Source organism: Bradyrhizobium sp. Kon56 (assembly GCF_055807635.1).
This window is the reverse complement of record NZ_JBVVOU010000019.1, coordinates 84,228-100,472: the sequence shown is the minus strand read 5'-3', so window position 1 is coordinate 100,472 and position 16,245 is coordinate 84,228. Positions and strand designations below refer to the sequence as shown.

Genomic DNA, 16,245 nt, shown 5'->3' with positions numbered 1-16,245 from the left:
TCGCCAGACGCGGTGCCTAGCTTGCCATCTGCGAGGCGGCCGACATCAGCTCCTGCGGGCTCGGCGCGGCAAACATGCGATGGCCGCCTTCGGGCACCTCGGTAAAGCTCCAGCGCACAACCCCCTCGCGGTCGAGCAGAAACTGCCCGAAGAGCTGGCCCTGGCCGGTTGCCGCCATGCGCTGATCGGCTTCCGTTATCTCATAGCCGTCCTTGTTATTGAGGTACTCCGCGGCCGCGGGCCGGTTCATCGGGGCGGGCAATTCGCCGGGCATGTCGACTTGCATGCTCATGACCACGTTCATGCCGACCTTGTGCGGCCACTCGGTCTCGTTCTCCGTGAACTCGAGATTGGGCAGGCCGAATGCGCGGTGCGAGAGCCGCTCGGGATCGGACGCAGCGAGCAGGTTGGGCAACGGATGGTAACGAAAATAGAGTCGCGCGCGCTCGATCGGCGTGTTGACCACCGTGAGACTTTCGACGCCTTTCTCGTGCAAGGCGGCATCAAGTTGCGCCTGTGCCGCGATATGGCGGCGGCAGAACGGGCAATGCAGCCCCCGATACAGGCCCACCAATATCGGGCTTTGTCCGCGAAAGTCTTCGAGCGCGATCTTTCCGTCGCGTGTGATCGCGTCCAGCACGACGTTCGGTGCACGATCGCCCGGTTGAAGTGGTCCCTCGACGTGACGTTCAGACATGATGGCACTCCTTCACATGATCTAGTCAAGAAACGGCAGTACGATCAGCCCTGCGGGATCAAGCCCGTGCCGCGTGCAGACGTCCTGTGCCAGCGCGAAATATCGCTCGGCCTCGGGCATGTCGCCTCGATCAAGGTTCAGCGTCGCAAGACCATCATAGCATGGAAACAGCTGCTGCGGCTCGCCGGTTTCGCTCGCCACCTCGATTGCCTCATTGTAGCAACGAGCAGCCAGATCGGGCCGGAAATGGCATTGATGGATTTGCCCGAGCACGATCAACGGCACGGAGAGATGCTCGCGCTGATCAAGCGCGCGGTCGATTTCGATCGCCTTTTCGGCGGCCGGCACCCCCTCCTCAGTACATTTGTCCGTGAAGGTGCAACAGGCAACAGCAAAATTGGCAAGAAGGCGCGCCTGGAACCCGAGATCGCCGATCCGACACGCGACATCGAGTCCGCGCCGGCAAACCTCCACGGCTTTCGCCGGGTCGACAATCGTGTAGAGCACACCGAGATTGGTGTAGCCGCGGCAGGCCACGTTGAGGAGCCCGGCGGCCTCGGCTGCTGCGACACTTTGCTCCACCTCACGCACCGCCTCCTGGTGTCGGCCAAGCCGCGCCAGTGCCACCCCCTTGGTGTTGAGCGACTCTGCAATGGCGCGCGCCGCCTCGAATCCGACTTGCCTGTCGGCGTCCGCCGGTACGCTTCGGGCGTAGCCAAGCGCCTCGTCCGCCCATCTCGCGGCGGCCACGTGATCGCCCGTGCGAAACGAAAGACGGCCGCGCTCTTGCAGGAGGTGCGCCCACTCGATGGGCGCGTCGGTCCCTCCTAGCCGTTCGGCCGCCTCGGCATAATGCGCCTCTGCCTTGATCCGCTTGCCGGCGTCCCACAACAATCGGCCAAGCTTGCGGAGAATTCGCGCTTCGCCGATGCGGTCCTCCGCATTGCGATGACCTTCCAGCGCACTCTGGTAGTGCTCCTCAGCCGTGATCCTCCGGCCGGCCGCGGCACACAGCTCCGCGATCCGCTCGCAGAGGATCAGGCGTTCGGGCTCCCATTCCCCGCCGGCCAACAACACGGCGAGAGCCTGTTGGTAGAAGCGGATGGCATCGTCATTGGCGTAGGTCGCGCGGGCGCGATCGCCGGCCGCGCGCAGATAGCGCGCACCTTTCGGCTTGCTCGCGCTCAGACTGAAATGATGTCCGAGCAGTATGAGGTCCTCGAGGCGCTCGGGCTCATTGCCATAGAGCCGCTCCAGCGCGGCACCAATCCGTCCATGGAGCTCGATCCGACGCTGCAAGAGCAGGTTTTGATAGATCACGTCCTGAAGCATGGTTTGCGTAAAGCGATAAGATCGCAGCGAGATCGAGTTCGCGCCCGCGACCTCCTCGACAATCTCGGCATCGCACAGAAGTTCGAGCCCCGCTTCCACCTTCGTCCGCTGCGATGCCATCGCACCGAGAAGAGCCGCATCGAAACGTGGGCCGATCACCGCGGCCTCCTGGGCCAAGCGGCGCACCTCATGCGGCAGCCGGTCCAGGCGCGCCAGTAACAGGGCCTGAATGCTTGCCGGTATATCGGCGGCGGCTTCATCTGACTTGATCCGCCACTGTGAGCCGTCACGCTCCAAGGCGCCAGCTTCGATGAGACCGCGGATGATTTCCTCAAAGAAGAGTGGATTGCCGCCCGCGCGCTCCAGGATTCGACTGAACAGACTTCCCGGCGGTTCACTCCAACCGTGGCTGAAGTAGGCCGCGAGCAGCTTTTGTCCGTCTGCATCACCAAGCGGAAGCAATCGAAGGGTTGTATGGCTGATCCGCCCCGAGCCGAACTGATCCAGTTCCAGCATAGGCCGATGCGTAAACAACAGCATCAGCCGCGTACGCTCCAGCCGGTCCATCAGGAACCGCAGCGCTTCAAGCGATACGGCATCGGCCCAGTGCAGATCCTCGACAATGATCAGGAGCGGCGACAGGACCAGGCGCCGTTCGAACACGGTACGAATCGCAAAGAATATCTGCCGCCGAAGCTGCTCGGGCTCGACGTGCTGCAGCGCGGCGTCCGGATCGCCGAGGCCGAGAACGTGGAAATAAAGGGGCATCAGGCGATCGGCCTCTTCGACCCCAAGGCCGAGCTCCGACAGTGCCGTCGCCAGCTTGGCCTGGGCCTCCGCCACGGTCGTCTTCTGCGCGATGCCGTAGGCGCTGCGCAGCACAGCGGCAAGGGTGCCATAGGACTGTTCGCCCAGCGGCGAGCAGACAGCGCGCCGGATCGCCACGCCGGCGAAACGGTCCTCATCGCGGGCGTGGGCAACGAATTCGTCCACCAGACGCGTTTTGCCGATGCCGGCTTCACCGACCAGCCGCACCAGCTGCGCCGCGCCGCCACACGCGAGATCAAGATTGTCGACCAGACGGGCGAGCTCGGCGTCGCGCCCAATCACCGGCGCACTCAGGCCCAGCGTATCGAGGCCGCGTGCCGCACGGGGCGTGTCGAGCGGTCCGTTCAAGCGATGGACCAGGACGCTGCCCATCTTGCCCTTCAGCGAGACCTCGCCAAGCGATTCATATGAGAATGCATGCCGCGTAAGACGGTAGGTCAGCGGCCCGACCAGCACCTCGCCCGTGGAAGCCATCGACTGCAATCGTTGAGCCGTATTCACCGTATCGCCCGTGACCGAGTAGGATTTGGCAACTCCAACACCCAGTCCGCCAGCAACCACGTGCCCGGTGTTGATGCCGACATGAAGCAGGAGCGGTGACCCGGCATACGCCTTTGCACGTTCGCTGAGTTGCGCCGTTCGGCCGATCATGTCGAGCGCGGCGCGGACGGCCCGCTCGGGGTCGTCTTCGTGCGCGGCCGGCGCTCCGAATAGCGCAAGCAGCGCGTCGCCGATGAATTTGTCCACGAAGCCGCCAAAGCTTTGCACCGCCGCCGTTAGCTCCTCGAACAATTCGTTCTGAAGCGCCTGCATGACTTCAGGATCGAGTCGCTCGCTCATCGTGGTGAAGCCGCTAAGGTCGGCAAACAGCACGGTAATGGTGCGGCGGTTGGCTTCGCTGTCGATCTTGTCCGGCTGCGATCGAAACCCGTATTGGGCTTCGGCCGTCGGCGCCAGCGGTGGCGAGGACGCACTGGTCGGGACTGTCACGCGGCTGGCCCGCATTGATGCCAGCCCGCCTGACTTGGAGGCTTCACTGACGAGGGCGCCGCATTTCGGGCAGTACGCGAAATCCGGTGCGCACGCATAGCCGCAACCGGGGCAGGCGTTCGGCTGCTTCGTGCCGCATTTCGGGCAGAAGACAAAGCCGCTCTGAACCTCGGAACCGCAACAGGAGCAGTTCATGGTCGAGACCCCGCGGGCGCCGCGATGGCGCAGCCTGCTGGACCCGGTCAGATGGCCCAGGATCTCGGCAAGGATGGGCTCGTCGTGCCGGAAGAGCAAGCGGTGGGTTGCGGCGCTCGCAGTTGCGGCCGCGAACGCTGCTTCACTCCTCCCCGTACCCCCTTAGCCGTTCGATATCGAGAATAGTCACGCCACCATACTCCAACCGGAGCAAGCCCTCTTTCTCCAGCCGGTTCAGCGCGCGGTTGGCATTCTGGCGGGACATGCCGGAAAGCGCGCCGATCTCTTCCTGGGTGATCTCCAGATGCGCGGTGGATTCCGGATAGAGGATCGGATTGAACAGCGAAGCAATGCTGCGGGCAAGCCGCGCAGTGGCATCCAACGTGCGGTTGACCTCGAGCATGCCGATGAACTGGCCGAGCCGCTCGTTGAGCTGGCGTACCAGGAAGCGGTTGAAGCCGACGCTGTTCTCGAACAGCCACATGAAGGCGCTGCGTTCCATCAGCGCGACGCGGCTGTTGCGCAGCGCGACCACGTCATAGCGGCGCGGCTCGTTCTTGAGCACGCTGCCCTCGCCGAACCAGGCCCCTGCCGTCAGCCCGGCAAGACTCGTCTCCTTGCCGTCGCGCGAGACCCCACCCATCCGGGCAAGGCCGAACACCATGCCGGCCCAATAGTCGAACGTATCGCCGCGCATGAAGACGGTCTCGCCAGTGCCGTAGGACCGCTCCGTGATCCCCGTACGAGCGACCTCGATCTCCGCTTGCGTGAGCTCGCGCGACCAGGCAGCGACGCGCTTCAGTTGATCCTCTGAAATCATGATCCCGAAGCCAGCCGCACCGTTCGTCACTCCTGTTCTGCTGCAACGCAGCATGACCGTTTCGAACACCATCCAACGAAAGATGGATGATCCCCCCATCCAAAAACTTTGTCGCAGAATTGTCAGGCGGGAGACATTTTAAAATAACGCTTTCCCCTATTGAGGACCACCTCGGGCGATGCGGCTTTTGATCCCAAACGGGAACGAGAGCGGCGCGGCTCCGGTCGAGACCATCTGCTGCATGGCCTCACCGGCACGGTCGTACTAGGATTGCCCGATAGAACGGACGAAGAGCGCCACTGAAAGCGCCATCACCGGGAGGGATCTGTTTGGTGGCTACCAGTCTTGAAGTGCGCGGCGTGTCCTTGCGATTCGGCGGCGTTCGTGCGCTGACCGATGTCGGCTTCGCCATCAGGGAAGGCGAGCTGTTCTCGATCATCGGCCCCAACGGCGCCGGCAAGACCTCGATCGTGAACTGTATTTCCGGCCGCTACAAGCCGACCGAAGGCCAGCTGTTCTACCAGGGCCGCGACATCACCGGCCTGACGCCCAACGCGCGCGCGTCGCTCGGCATCGGCCGCACCTTCCAGAACCTGGCGCTGTTCCACCACATGAGCGTGCTCGACAACATCATGGTCGGACGCCATCACCTCCTGAAGAACAATTTTCTCACGGGCTCGCTGTACTGGCTCACCGGCGCGCGCAAGGAAGAGCTCGAGCACCGCCGCAAGGTGGAAGAAATCATCGATTTCCTCGATCTCCAGTCGGTGCGAAAGGCGCCGGCCGGCACTCTCTCCTACGGCTTGCGCAAGCGCGTCGAGCTCGCCCGCGCCATGGCGCTGGAGCCGCGCCTCATTCTCCTCGACGAGCCGATGGCCGGCATGAACTTCGAGGAGAAGGAGGACATGGCCCGGTACATCGTCGATCTCAACGAGGAGTTCGGCATGACCGTGGTGATGATCGAGCACGACATGGGCGTGGTGATGGACATCTCCCACCGCGTCATGGTGCTGGATTTCGGCCGCAAGATCGCCGAGGGCGATCCGGCCGCCGTGCTCGCTGATCCCCACGTCAGGCGCGCCTATCTCGGCGAAGAGGATGAGGTGCTGGTCGATCCTGACGATGCGCCGCCGGCGCAGGAGAGCGCGGCATGATGGATTACGCAGGCCGCGTTGCGCAGGCCGACACCTATCCGAAGATGCTCCGGCTCAATGCGAAGGAGTACGGCAACGAAATTGCGCTGCGCGAGAAGGATCTTGGGCTATGGCGCCCGTTCACCTGGAACGACTACCAGACGCGGGTGCGCGACTTCGCGCTCGGCCTCGTCGAACTGGGCCTTGGACGCCAGGATGTCATCGGCGACAACCGGCCGGACTGGGTCGCGGCGGAAATCGCCACTCATGCGGTTGGAGGCTTGAGCCTCGGGCTCTACCGCGACGTGCTCGACGAAGAAGCTTCGTATCTCCTCAATTATGGCGAGGCGCAGCTCGTTTTCGCCGAGGACGAGGAGCAGGTCGACAAGCTGCTCACCCTCGCCGACCGCGTCCCAAAGCTGAAGCACATCATCTATTCCGATCCGCGCGGCATGCGGAAATACGATGATCCGCGCTTGATGTCGGCGGAGACGTTTGCCGAACTCGGCCGGGCGCGGGCTACGCGCGAACCGGATCTTTACGATCGGCTGGTGGACGCGACCAAGGGCGAGGACGTCGCGATCCTCTGCACGACATCAGGTACCACGTCGCATCCAAAGCTCGCGATGCTCGCCGCCGGCCGCGTGCTCGGCCATTGCGCCACGTATCTCGCTTTCGACCCGAAAGGGCCGGACGACGAATACGTGTCGGTGCTGCCGCTGCCTTGGATCATGGAACAGGTCTATGTACTCGGCAAAGGCCTCTTGTGCCGAATGAAGATCAACTTCGTCGAGGAGCCCGAGACCATGATGAACGATCTGCGCGAGATCGCGCCGACGTTTATCCTGTTTGCACCGCGCGTTTGGGAATCGATCGCCGCCGATGTCCGCGCCAGGGTGATGGACGCAACCCCGTTCAAGCAGCGCCTGTTCGACATCGGCATGAAGAGCGGGCTTGCCGCGCTCGAACAGGGCGAGCGTTCCGGCTTTGCCGACGCGATCCTGTTCCGTGCATTGCGCGACCGTCTCGGCTTCACCCGCCTGCGTTCAGCCGCAACCGGCGGCGCGGCACTCGGGCCCGAGACCTTCAAGTTCTTCCAGGCCATGGGCGTGCCGCTGCGCACGCTCTACGGCCAGACCGAGCTGCTGGGGGCTTACACGCTGCATCCTGCTGGCAAGGTCGACCCCGACACGACGGGCGTGCCGATGGCCGACAGCGTCGAGATCCGCATCGACAATGCCGACGTCCACGGCGTCGGCGAGATCGTGGTGCGGCATCCCAACATGTTCCTCGGCTACTACAAGAACCCGGAGGCGAGCGTAGCCGACATCAAGGACGGCTGGATGCTGTCCGGTGACGCCGGCTATTTCAACGCGAACCGTCAGCTCGTGGTCATCGACCGCATCAAGGATCTCGCCGAAACCTCGCGCGGCGAGCGCTTCTCGCCGCAATTCATCGAGAACAAGCTGAAGTTCTCCCCCTATATCGCCGAAGCCGTGGTGCTGGGCTCGGGCCGCGACGCGCTCGCCGCAATGATCTGCATCCGCTACTCCATCATCTCGAAATGGGCGGAGAAGAACCGGCTCTCGTTTACGACCTACAGCGACCTGGCCTCGCGGCCCGAGGTTTATGCGCTACTCAAGAAGGAAGTCGAGACCGTCAACGCGACTCTGCCGCCGGCACAGCGCATCTCCCGTTTCCTGCTGCTCTACAAGGAGCTCGACGCCGACGACGGCGAACTCACCCGCACGCGGAAAGTGCGCCGCAGCGTCATCAACGAAAAGTACGAAGGCATCATCGACGCGATCTACCGCGGCCAGGCCGACATCCCCGTGGACACCGTGATCCGCTTCCAGGACGGCAGCACGCAGCGCGTACGTACAACGCTGAGGGTCGTGGACCTGGGCGGACCCGGGCACATGGCGGAGGCCGCGGAGTGAGCCTACTTCGAACCGAGAGCGCGATGCGGGTCGATGCGCCCTCTCCCCTTGCGGGAGAGGGCATCTCCGCTATTAGCCAAGACCCCACTCGGGTGAGGGGTCCTCTCTCCCCGCCCTTACTGCTGAGACAACCCCTCACCCGTCTTCGCTTCGCCAAGCCACCCTCTCCCACAAGGGGAGAGGGGAAGAGCGCGCCGGATTTGTCAGCGAGCACCACTTCATGAACACCGCCTTCCTCATCCAGCTCCTGGTCAACGGCCTCGTGGTCGGCACGCTCTATGGCGTGGTCGCGATGTCCTTTGTGCTGATCTACAAGGCTAGCCAGGTCGTCAATTTCGCGCAGGGCGAGCTCTTGCTTGTCGGCGCCTGGGTGTGCTGGACCTTGCTCGCGAAATACCAGGTGCCGTTCTGGATCGGCATGCCGATGACGCTGGTGTTCATGTTCGTGTTCGGCATCGCGGTGCAGGTCCTGATCCTGCGACCGATGATCGGCGAACCCATCATCTCGGTCATCATGGTGACGATCGGCCTCTCCACCGTGCTGCAGGCGACGCTGAAATGGATGTTCGGTGTCAATCCACAGCCGTTCCCGCGTGTGTTCGAGAGCCAGTCCGTCAGCCTGCTCGGGCTCCAGATCCAAACCGTCTATGTCATGAGCCTCGTCGTCTCGGTCGCGATGATGATCGGCATGGCCTGGTTCTTCCGCGCCTCGAAGTACGGACTTGCGATGCGCGCCACCGCGTTCAACCAGCAGGTGGCACAGTCGCTCGGCATCTCTGTGAAAAGCGTGTTCGCGATGGCGTGGGCGATCTCAGCGACGGTTTCCGCGGTCGCGGGCGTCGTCGTTGCCGTGGTGAACGGCGTCTCGTCCGGGTTGGCCGGCTACGGCATTAAGGTGTTTCCGGCGGCGATCCTCGGCGGACTCGATTCCGTCGGCGGCGCCGTGCTCGGCGGCATCATCATCGGCCTGCTCGAGAACATCGCGCAATATGTCGACAGCGAATACCTTCACTGGGGCAATCTCTACGAGATCGCGCCGTTCTACGTCCTCATCATCGTGCTGATGATCAAGCCCTACGGCCTGTTCGGCACCCACGACATCGAGCGGATCTGATCCATGGCCGGCCCTGTCCTCATCCCTGCTGGTGACTTCCGCACCTCCTATGCGGCCGACACCACGATCTTTCCGACCACGACCAGCCGCAATTTTGCGATCGTCGGCGTGCTGCTGCTGTGCTTCGCGCCCCAGTTCTTCAGCGGTTACTGGCTCAGTATCCTGATCCAGATCGGCATCTTCTCGATCGCGGCGCTGGGGCTGAACATCCTGGTCGGCTTCACCGGCCAGATCTCGATCGGCCATGCCGCCTTCTTCCTGCTCGGCGCTTTCACCTCGGCCTACATCTCCAACAACACGCCGATCCCGGTCTTCTTCGCGATCCCGCTTGCCGGCATCATCACGGCGCTGATCGGGCTGATCTTCGGCATCCCGGCGGCGCGCCTGAAGGGGCTCTACCTAGTGATCGCGACACTGGCCGCGCAATACATCCTGCTCGACTTCTTCTCCCGCGCCGAGTGGTTCACCGGCGGCTCGGTGCCGGCGAGCGCAAGTCCGTTCTCGATCTTCGGATACACGCTGCGCGGCGACAGGCAGTATTTCTACGTTGTGCTGGCCTATGTGCTGGCGAGCTACATCCTCGTCACCAACCTGATGCGTACCCGCGATGGCCGTGCGCTGGTGGCAATCCGCGACCATTATCTCTCCGCGGAGATCATGGGCATCAATCTCACAAAGTATCGCACGCTGTCGTTCGGCCTTGCCGCGTTCTTCGCCGGCATCGCCGGCGCGCTCTATGCGCACTACCAGCTCGTGGTATCGCAAGAGGGTTTCGGCATCGAACGTTCGATCCTGTTCCTCGCCATGATCATCATCGGCGGCACCGGTTCTATCATGGGCACGCTGATGGGCACCGCGTTCGTGGTGCTGCTGCCCGAGACGATGGAGTTCCTCAGCGTCGCGCTGAAGGGCGGCGCGATCGACAAGGCGCTGTCGCTCAACAACAACATCACCTTCCTGCGCGAGATCGCAATCGGGGTGATCATCATCGCGTTCCTGATGTTCGAGCCGGACGGGCTCGCCCATCGCTGGCGACAGATCAAGGCGTACTGGAAACTCTACCCGTTCTCGCATTGAGCGCGGGCACTCGCTAACCAACAAATAAACAGGAGGAGGCAACCCATGAAGACAAAATCCCTTTTGAGCACCGCGTCGCTGGCGCTGGCGATCGCCGCATTCTCGGCAAGCGCGCAGGCGCAGATCGCAATCGGGCACCTCGCCGATTATTCCGGCGGCACCTCCGACGTCGGCACACCCTATGGCCAGGCCGTCGCCGACACCTTCGCCTGGGTCAACAAGAACGGCGGCGTCGGCGGCAAGCAGCTCAATGTCGACACCAACGATTACGGCTACCAGGTGCCGCGCGCGATCGCGCTCTACAAGAAGTGGTCGGCGCCCGACTCCAAGGTCGCGGCCATCATGGGCTGGGGCACGGCAGACACCGAGGCGCTGACCGGCTTCCTCGCCCAGGACAAGATCCCCGACATGTCCGGCTCATATGCCGCCGCGCTCACCGACCCCGAAGGTATCAGCGGCAAGGCCAAGCCCGCGCCGTACAACTTCTTCTACGGCCCGAGCTATTCGGACTCGCTCCGCGCCATGCTGATGTGGGCCGCCGAGGACTGGAAGGCCAAGGGCAAGTCCGGCAAACCGAAATTCGTCCACATGGGCGCCAACCACCCCTATCCGAATGCACCGAAGGCCGCCGGCGAAGCCATGGCGCAGGAACTCGGTTTCGAGGTGCTACCGCCGCTGGTGTTCGCGCTCGCGCCGGGTGACTACAGCGCGCAGTGCCTGAGTCTGAAATCCTCGGGCGCCAACTACGCCTATCTCGGCAACACCGCCGCCTCCAACATCTCGGTGATGAAGGCCTGCAAGACCGCCGGAGTCGACATCCAGTTCATGGGCAATGTCTGGGGCATGGACGAGAACGCCGCCAAGACCGCCGGCGATGCCGCCGACGGCGTGATCTTTCCGCTGCGCACCGCTGTGAGCTGGGGCGGCGATGCGCCCGGCATGAAGACGGTCATGGAGATCTCGAAGATGTCCGACCCGACCGGCAAGGTCTATCGGCCCGTGCACTACATCGCGGCGGTGTGCTCGGCGCTCTACATGAAGGAGGCGATCGATTGGGCCGCCAAGAACGGCGGCGCCACCGGCGAGAACGTCGCCAAGGGCTTCTACCAGAAGAAGGACTGGGTGCCGGCCGGCATGGAAGGCGTCTGCAATCCCTCGACCTGGACCGACAAGGACCACCGCGGCACGCTGAAGGTCGACCTCTACCGCACCAAGATTGCGGGCGCGACCGACGGCGACCTCAACGACCTCATGGCCAAGGGCGCGATCAAACTCGAGAAGGTCAAGACGGTCGAGCTGCCGCGCAAGCCGGAATTGCTGGGCTGGTGAGCTTAGCGCTTACCTCACACACAAATGTCATCCCCCGCCTTGTGCGCAGCGCGCACTGGAGCGGGGGATCCAGTACGCCGCGGCCTCTCCGTAAGTGTCAGGCGTCTCTGGAATACAGGGTCGCCCGGTCAAGCCGGGCGACGACAGCGGAGTATGAGACATGACCGAAATTCATGAAGCAGCTGCTCGTCCCTCCCCAGGCGCTGTACCCGCGCCGCCTCTCCTCGCCGTGCGCAACATCGAGGTCGTCTATGACGATGTCATCCTGGTGCTGCGCGGTCTCAGCCTCGACGTGCCCAAGGGCGCGATCGTGGCGCTGCTCGGCGCCAACGGCGCCGGCAAGTCGACGACGCTGAAGGCGATCTCCGGGCTGCTCAAGACCGAGGACGGCGAAGTCACGCGTGGCGAGATCCTGTTGGAGGGCGAGCGCATCAACGGCATCGATCCCGATAAGATCGTTCGCCGCGGCATCTTCCAGGTGATGGAGGGCAGGCGCATCGTCGCCGACATGACCTCGCTGGAAAATCTCAAGCTCGGCGCCTTCACCCGCAGGGACCGCGAGGTTGGCGCCGATCTCGACATGGTCTTCAACTATTTCCCGCGCCTGAAGGAGCGCACCGGACTGGCTGGTTATCTTTCCGGCGGCGAGCAGCAGATGCTCGCGATCGGCCGCGCGCTGATGGCGCGCCCGAAGATGATCCTGATGGACGAACCCTCGATGGGTCTGTCGCCGCTGCTGGTGAAAGAGGTGTTCTCGATCATCCACAAGATCAATCGTGACCTCGGCGTCACCATTCTCCTGGTCGAGCAGAACGCCCGCGCTGCGCTGTCGGTGGCAAGCCACGGCTACATCATGGAGCAGGGCAAGGTCGTGCTCGACGGCACCGCGGACGAATTGCGCGACAACGAGGACGTCAAGGAATTCTATCTCGGCGGCGCTGGCGACCAGCGCAAGAGCTTCAAGAACCTCAAGAGCTTCAAGCGGCGCAAGCGCTGGCTCTAACCTTCCAATACCTGTTCCGCTTCCGTGACTGCGCAGAGAACATGATAGAACGACGACGCAGGAATGGTGTCGATCAGCGATTTGCCGTCGCGCTCGAACTGGTCATACCAGCCGCCCCGCACGGGATGGCTGAGATAATGGCTTTCGAGCCGCGCCAGCGCCATGCGCGCCTCCTCCGCCGCGCCCGCCTCGCCGGATTCGGCCTGCGCGATCCACGCCTTCGCAATCTCGGTCTGTGGCCACAGCCGGCGCGTAGTGCGGCGAATGTTGCCGGCGTCGTCACCCTCGTCGATCAGGCAGCCGGTGGCCTCGTCGCGATAGCGCAGCGCGGTTTCCAGCAGCTCGGCGCGCCGCTGTCCGGTCGGGCAGCCCGTGATGCGTTCGAACCCCTTCAGCAACCAGACCCATTCCGCCTGGTGGCCGGGCTCGACGCTGACTGGCGCGATCTTCGACCAGTCCTCTTCGAAATATTCGCCGATCGCGCGCGTCCGCTTGTCGTAGAGATTGGCGAGGAACAGCGCGAAGAACTCGCCGGCACGGTTCTGGAACGACAAATCGTGGGTCGCGTCGAAGCACGCGATCATCGCCTCGAACAGATGCATGTGCGGGTTCTGCCGGCGCGGCAGCGAGACCGGAAGGCCTTCGTGGACGCCGCCGTGCGGCGAGCGCAGATGGCCGTCGAGGAAGGCGAGCAGCGCGTCGATCTCGGCGCGAATTTGCGCGTCCTGGTCGAGCGCATAGACGGCCGCGAGCGCAAACAGGATGAAGGCGTGGTCGTAGGCGTCGCGCCGGCCGTCCAGCACCGCGCCCTCCGGCGTCAGCCGGTGCACGTAGCCGGGCCGGCCGTCGGGCGCCTTTGCTTTGGCGAGCAGATGCTCGAGCCCCTTCAGTGCGATGGCGCGCCCCTCAGGGTACCAGCCCATCTGCGCAGCCTTGGCGTAGCACCAGATCTGGCGGGCCTGCACGAACACCCGGCGCGGCGCGGCGCTGTCCGCCGTGCCGTCGCGGTGCAGCCGATCGATGAAACCACCCGCGCCATGGTCCCAGCCGACCGTCGACCACAGCGGCAGCGCCTCGTCGATCATGCGGCGCTTCAGGCGCGCGACGACGTCCGCCGCCTCGTCCGCCGCACTGATTCCCTCGTCCGCCATCGCGTCCTCTTCAAACCTCGCCCATGGCCGTCTGATACCCATGCCGGCGGCGGCGCGCAACGGATGCCAACCCGGAAAGATGAGCCATGACCGCCCATTACGACGCCCTCGAGACGCGCGAACAAGCCGCGCGCGAGGCCGATCTGTTCTCCCGCCTGCCAGGCGTGCTGCGCTCTGCGATGACCGCGCCCGCCTATGCCGATCGGTTGAAAGGCGTCGATCCGGCCGCCGTGACCTCCAGGGCGGCCCTGGCGGGCCTGCCGGTGCTGCGCAAGTCGGAACTACCGGCCCTGCACAAGGCCTCCACGCCTTTTGGAGGGTTCGTCGCGGCGGCGCCCGGCTCGTTCGCCCGCCTCTTCACCTCCCCCGGGCCGATTTTCGAGCCGGAGGGGCGGCAGGCTGACCCCTGGCGCGGCGCACGGGCGCTGTTCGCGGCCGGGTTCCGGCCCGATGACATCGTGCTCAACACCTTCAGCTACCATCTCACCCCCGGCGGCTTCATCTTCGATGCGTCGGCCCGCGCGCTCGGTTGCGCCGTGATCCCGGCTGGTCCAGGGAATACCGAGCAGCAATTCGAGCTGATCGAGGCCTACCGTCCCGTCGGCTACAGCGGCACGCCGGACTTCCTGAAGATCTTGCTTGATGCTGCCGCAAGCTCGGGCCGCGACGTCTCCTCGATCAAGCGCGCGCTGGTCTCGGGCGCAGCCTTCCCGCCCTCGCTCCAGGCCGAGATCAGGGCGCGCGGCATCGACGTCTACCAGGCCTTCGGCACCGCCGATCTCGGCATTATCGCCTTCGAGACCAGCGCGCGCGACGGTATGGTCGTGAACGAGGATCTCATCATGGAGATCGTCAAGCCCGGCACCGGCGATGCCGTGGCGCCCGGTGACGTCGGCGAGATCGTCGTGACCTCACTCGACCCGCACCATCCCTGGATCCGGCTCGCTCTCGGCGACCTCACCGCGGCACTGCCGGGGACCAGCCCCTGCGGGCGCACCAATATGCGCATCAAAGGCTGGATGGGCCGCGCCGACCAGACCACCAAGGTCAAGGGCATGTTCGTCCGCCCCGAGCAGGTCGCCGAGATCGGCAAGCGCCATTCCGCGCTCGGAAGATTACGCCTCGTCGTCACGCGCCAAGGCGAGGCCGATGCAATGACGCTGAAAGCGGAGACGGCGGCCGCGAACGATGCGTTGCGCGACGAGATTGCAGGCACCTTGCGCGCCGTGACGAAACTCGGAGGCGAGGTTGAACTGGTGAGGCCCGGCGCGCTGCCGAACGACGGCAAGGTGATCGCGGACGAGCGGTAGAGCTGATCGTCTCTTCATAAGTGCGGCAAACATGGATCTTGGCCGCAGGCATACCGTAGGGTCGTTAGTTAATCAGCGGACGTCCGATTGGGCCCCAAGAGCTGACGGCAAGATTCCGATCGCTCAACTCATGTCAACTAGTTGCCTCACTGCGGGACCTGTGGTCGTCATCAATGACAGCGGTCACGCCATCGATAAAAGCTTGACACTCAGCGTGGGTCTTGAACGTGCCCTTGTCCGAAAAAGTATTGGCCGACGTGTCCGCCGCCTTCGTCTTTGAACTCAATGCTACCAAAGCTTTGCGCTGACTTGAGGTCTGTCTCCCGTAACTTGATCCGCACATGTGTCTCCGTGATTCACGGCGGGCTCAGGACGTTAGCGGCCTTAGCGTCAACTTGCGTTGCTAGCAGATCAGCGCTTCGCCGCGCTAGCAGCCAATTCCATCGCTAGGTCCAGAGCTGCAACTCCAATTTGATCTGAAGAATTAGACTTGCAGCGCCGGTCCATCCAAGCAACGATCGCGGAGAAATCGCCGCCGCCGACAATATCCCTCTCGGCACTCACGTTTAGTCCGCTGACGAAGCCCACGACCCAAGATTCAAAGGCTGCCTTTACGACTAAGTTCTTCTTCCTATTCAGCCAAGCGGTACAAGATTGGGAGCCGGCGCCCACGATCGTTGATCCGGCGTTCAGCGAGGTCGGCAAGATTAGCATCATCACGATGACAAGAGCTCGTTTCATCTCTTCCTCGACCGAAAACGGCTACTTCCAAGGAGGCCCTATCTGTTGCTTTGCCCGACGGCGCAAGCTCAGTTTCGATTTCTCGATGCGACCTGCGTATGACGATGGACGCTTCTACGGCCGATCGCTATCTCAGACTCGAGCCCGGCCAGTGAGGAAACCTCATCGGCGCGGCGGGGTCGACGCAACTTCAGCCGCACCATCGCGTAGAGCACAAACAGGCCGATGGTGATCGCGACAGCCAGCAGTGGGAAACTAGTTCATGCAGTCTCCAAGACTTTAGAACACTAGCAGCCCGTCCACTCGACGCTCCCCGGCCTGAGACCCTACACTGCCAATGTCCTACTCAGTTCGTGGTTCTCATCCGGCATTCCGCTTCAATGTTTGGGCCCCCGCCTTTGCCGCGAGAGAGCAGCTTTCTCATACCGTTCCAAGCTCGACAAATATCTCATTTGCTTTGGTTCCGCGCCCTCGGTCACCGCCGAGATCAGAATTAACTTAAGAGTCGCAGGCGATCCTGGCCACTCCTACCTTGAGCCGGATCTTGAACTGCGACATCCATGTCCGTATCTTTCGGGTCTTTTG

General features: G+C 63.5%; 12 protein-coding genes. 7 read left to right on the top strand and 5 right to left on the bottom strand.

Annotated elements, in window-relative coordinates:
- Nucleotides 1–16: 16 nt before the first annotated feature.
- The 3 genes from AC0L3B_RS26415 to AC0L3B_RS26405 all read right to left on the bottom strand — a co-directional run bounded on the left by AC0L3B_RS26415 (nucleotide 17) and on the right by AC0L3B_RS26405 (nucleotide 4,862).
- Nucleotides 17–697 carry a redoxin domain-containing protein gene (locus tag AC0L3B_RS26415; RefSeq protein ID WP_085348726.1) on the bottom strand — a complete coding sequence of 227 codons (681 nt, stop codon included), beginning with the start codon at nucleotides 695–697 and terminating at the stop codon, nucleotides 17–19.
- Between the two features lie 21 nt (nucleotides 698–718).
- A complete protein-coding gene (locus AC0L3B_RS26410) occupies nucleotides 719–4,042 on the bottom strand; it encodes an adenylate/guanylate cyclase domain-containing protein (protein WP_473381375.1) in 3,324 nt (1,107 codons plus the stop codon).
- Nucleotides 4,043–4,184: 142 nt separating this feature from the next.
- Nucleotides 4,185–4,862 carry a Crp/Fnr family transcriptional regulator gene (locus tag AC0L3B_RS26405; RefSeq protein WP_026233339.1) on the bottom strand — a complete coding sequence of 226 codons (678 nt, stop codon included), beginning with the start codon at nucleotides 4,860–4,862 and terminating at the stop codon, nucleotides 4,185–4,187.
- A 332-nt stretch (nucleotides 4,863–5,194) separates the two neighbouring features.
- Between AC0L3B_RS26405 and AC0L3B_RS26400 the strand changes: the two genes are divergently transcribed.
- The 6 genes from AC0L3B_RS26400 (at nucleotide 5,195) to AC0L3B_RS26375 (ending at nucleotide 12,458) form a co-directional block, all read left to right on the top strand.
- Nucleotides 5,195–6,016, top strand: coding sequence for an ABC transporter ATP-binding protein (locus AC0L3B_RS26400; RefSeq protein WP_007601963.1), 822 nt, complete (start codon nucleotides 5,195–5,197; stop codon nucleotides 6,014–6,016).
- The gene (locus tag AC0L3B_RS26395) at nucleotides 6,013–7,935 is read left to right on the top strand and encodes an AMP-binding protein (protein ID WP_473381357.1); all 1,923 of its coding nucleotides are present in this window, start codon (nucleotides 6,013–6,015) and stop codon (nucleotides 7,933–7,935) included. Before AC0L3B_RS26400 ends, AC0L3B_RS26395 begins: the two co-directional genes overlap by 4 nt.
- Before the next feature lie 220 nt (nucleotides 7,936–8,155).
- Nucleotides 8,156–9,049, top strand: a complete 894-nt coding sequence (locus AC0L3B_RS26390) for a branched-chain amino acid ABC transporter permease (protein WP_018457279.1) — start codon at nucleotides 8,156–8,158, stop codon at nucleotides 9,047–9,049.
- Nucleotides 9,050–9,052: 3 nt separating this feature from the next.
- Nucleotides 9,053–10,126, top strand: a complete 1,074-nt coding sequence (locus tag AC0L3B_RS26385) for a branched-chain amino acid ABC transporter permease (RefSeq protein WP_085348728.1) — start codon at nucleotides 9,053–9,055, stop codon at nucleotides 10,124–10,126.
- A 45-nt stretch (nucleotides 10,127–10,171) separates the two neighbouring features.
- Entirely contained in the window at nucleotides 10,172–11,455 is a 1,284-nt protein-coding gene (locus tag AC0L3B_RS26380; protein WP_026233336.1) for an ABC transporter substrate-binding protein, read from the top strand.
- A gap of 160 nt (nucleotides 11,456–11,615) precedes the next feature.
- Nucleotides 11,616–12,458 carry an ABC transporter ATP-binding protein gene (locus AC0L3B_RS26375; RefSeq protein WP_473381356.1) on the top strand — a complete coding sequence of 281 codons (843 nt, stop codon included), beginning with the start codon at nucleotides 11,616–11,618 and terminating at the stop codon, nucleotides 12,456–12,458.
- On the opposite strand, the gene AC0L3B_RS26370 is transcribed toward AC0L3B_RS26375, so the two are convergent.
- Nucleotides 12,455–13,609, bottom strand: a complete 1,155-nt coding sequence (locus AC0L3B_RS26370; protein ID WP_473381355.1) for an AGE family epimerase/isomerase — start codon at nucleotides 13,607–13,609, stop codon at nucleotides 12,455–12,457. The two genes, AC0L3B_RS26375 and AC0L3B_RS26370, sit on opposite strands and share 4 nt — an antisense overlap.
- Before the next feature lie 86 nt (nucleotides 13,610–13,695).
- Between AC0L3B_RS26370 and AC0L3B_RS26365 the strand changes: the two genes are divergently transcribed.
- Nucleotides 13,696–14,919 carry a phenylacetate--CoA ligase family protein gene (locus AC0L3B_RS26365; protein WP_473381354.1) on the top strand — a complete coding sequence of 408 codons (1,224 nt, stop codon included), beginning with the start codon at nucleotides 13,696–13,698 and terminating at the stop codon, nucleotides 14,917–14,919.
- Nucleotides 14,920–15,330: 411 nt separating this feature from the next.
- Here the strand turns inward: AC0L3B_RS26365 and AC0L3B_RS26360 are convergent, their stop codons facing one another.
- Nucleotides 15,331–15,660: a hypothetical protein gene (locus tag AC0L3B_RS26360; RefSeq protein ID WP_473381353.1), complete on the bottom strand. Its 330-nt coding sequence runs from the start codon at nucleotides 15,658–15,660 to the stop codon at nucleotides 15,331–15,333.
- Between the last annotated feature and the right edge of the window lie 585 nt (nucleotides 15,661–16,245).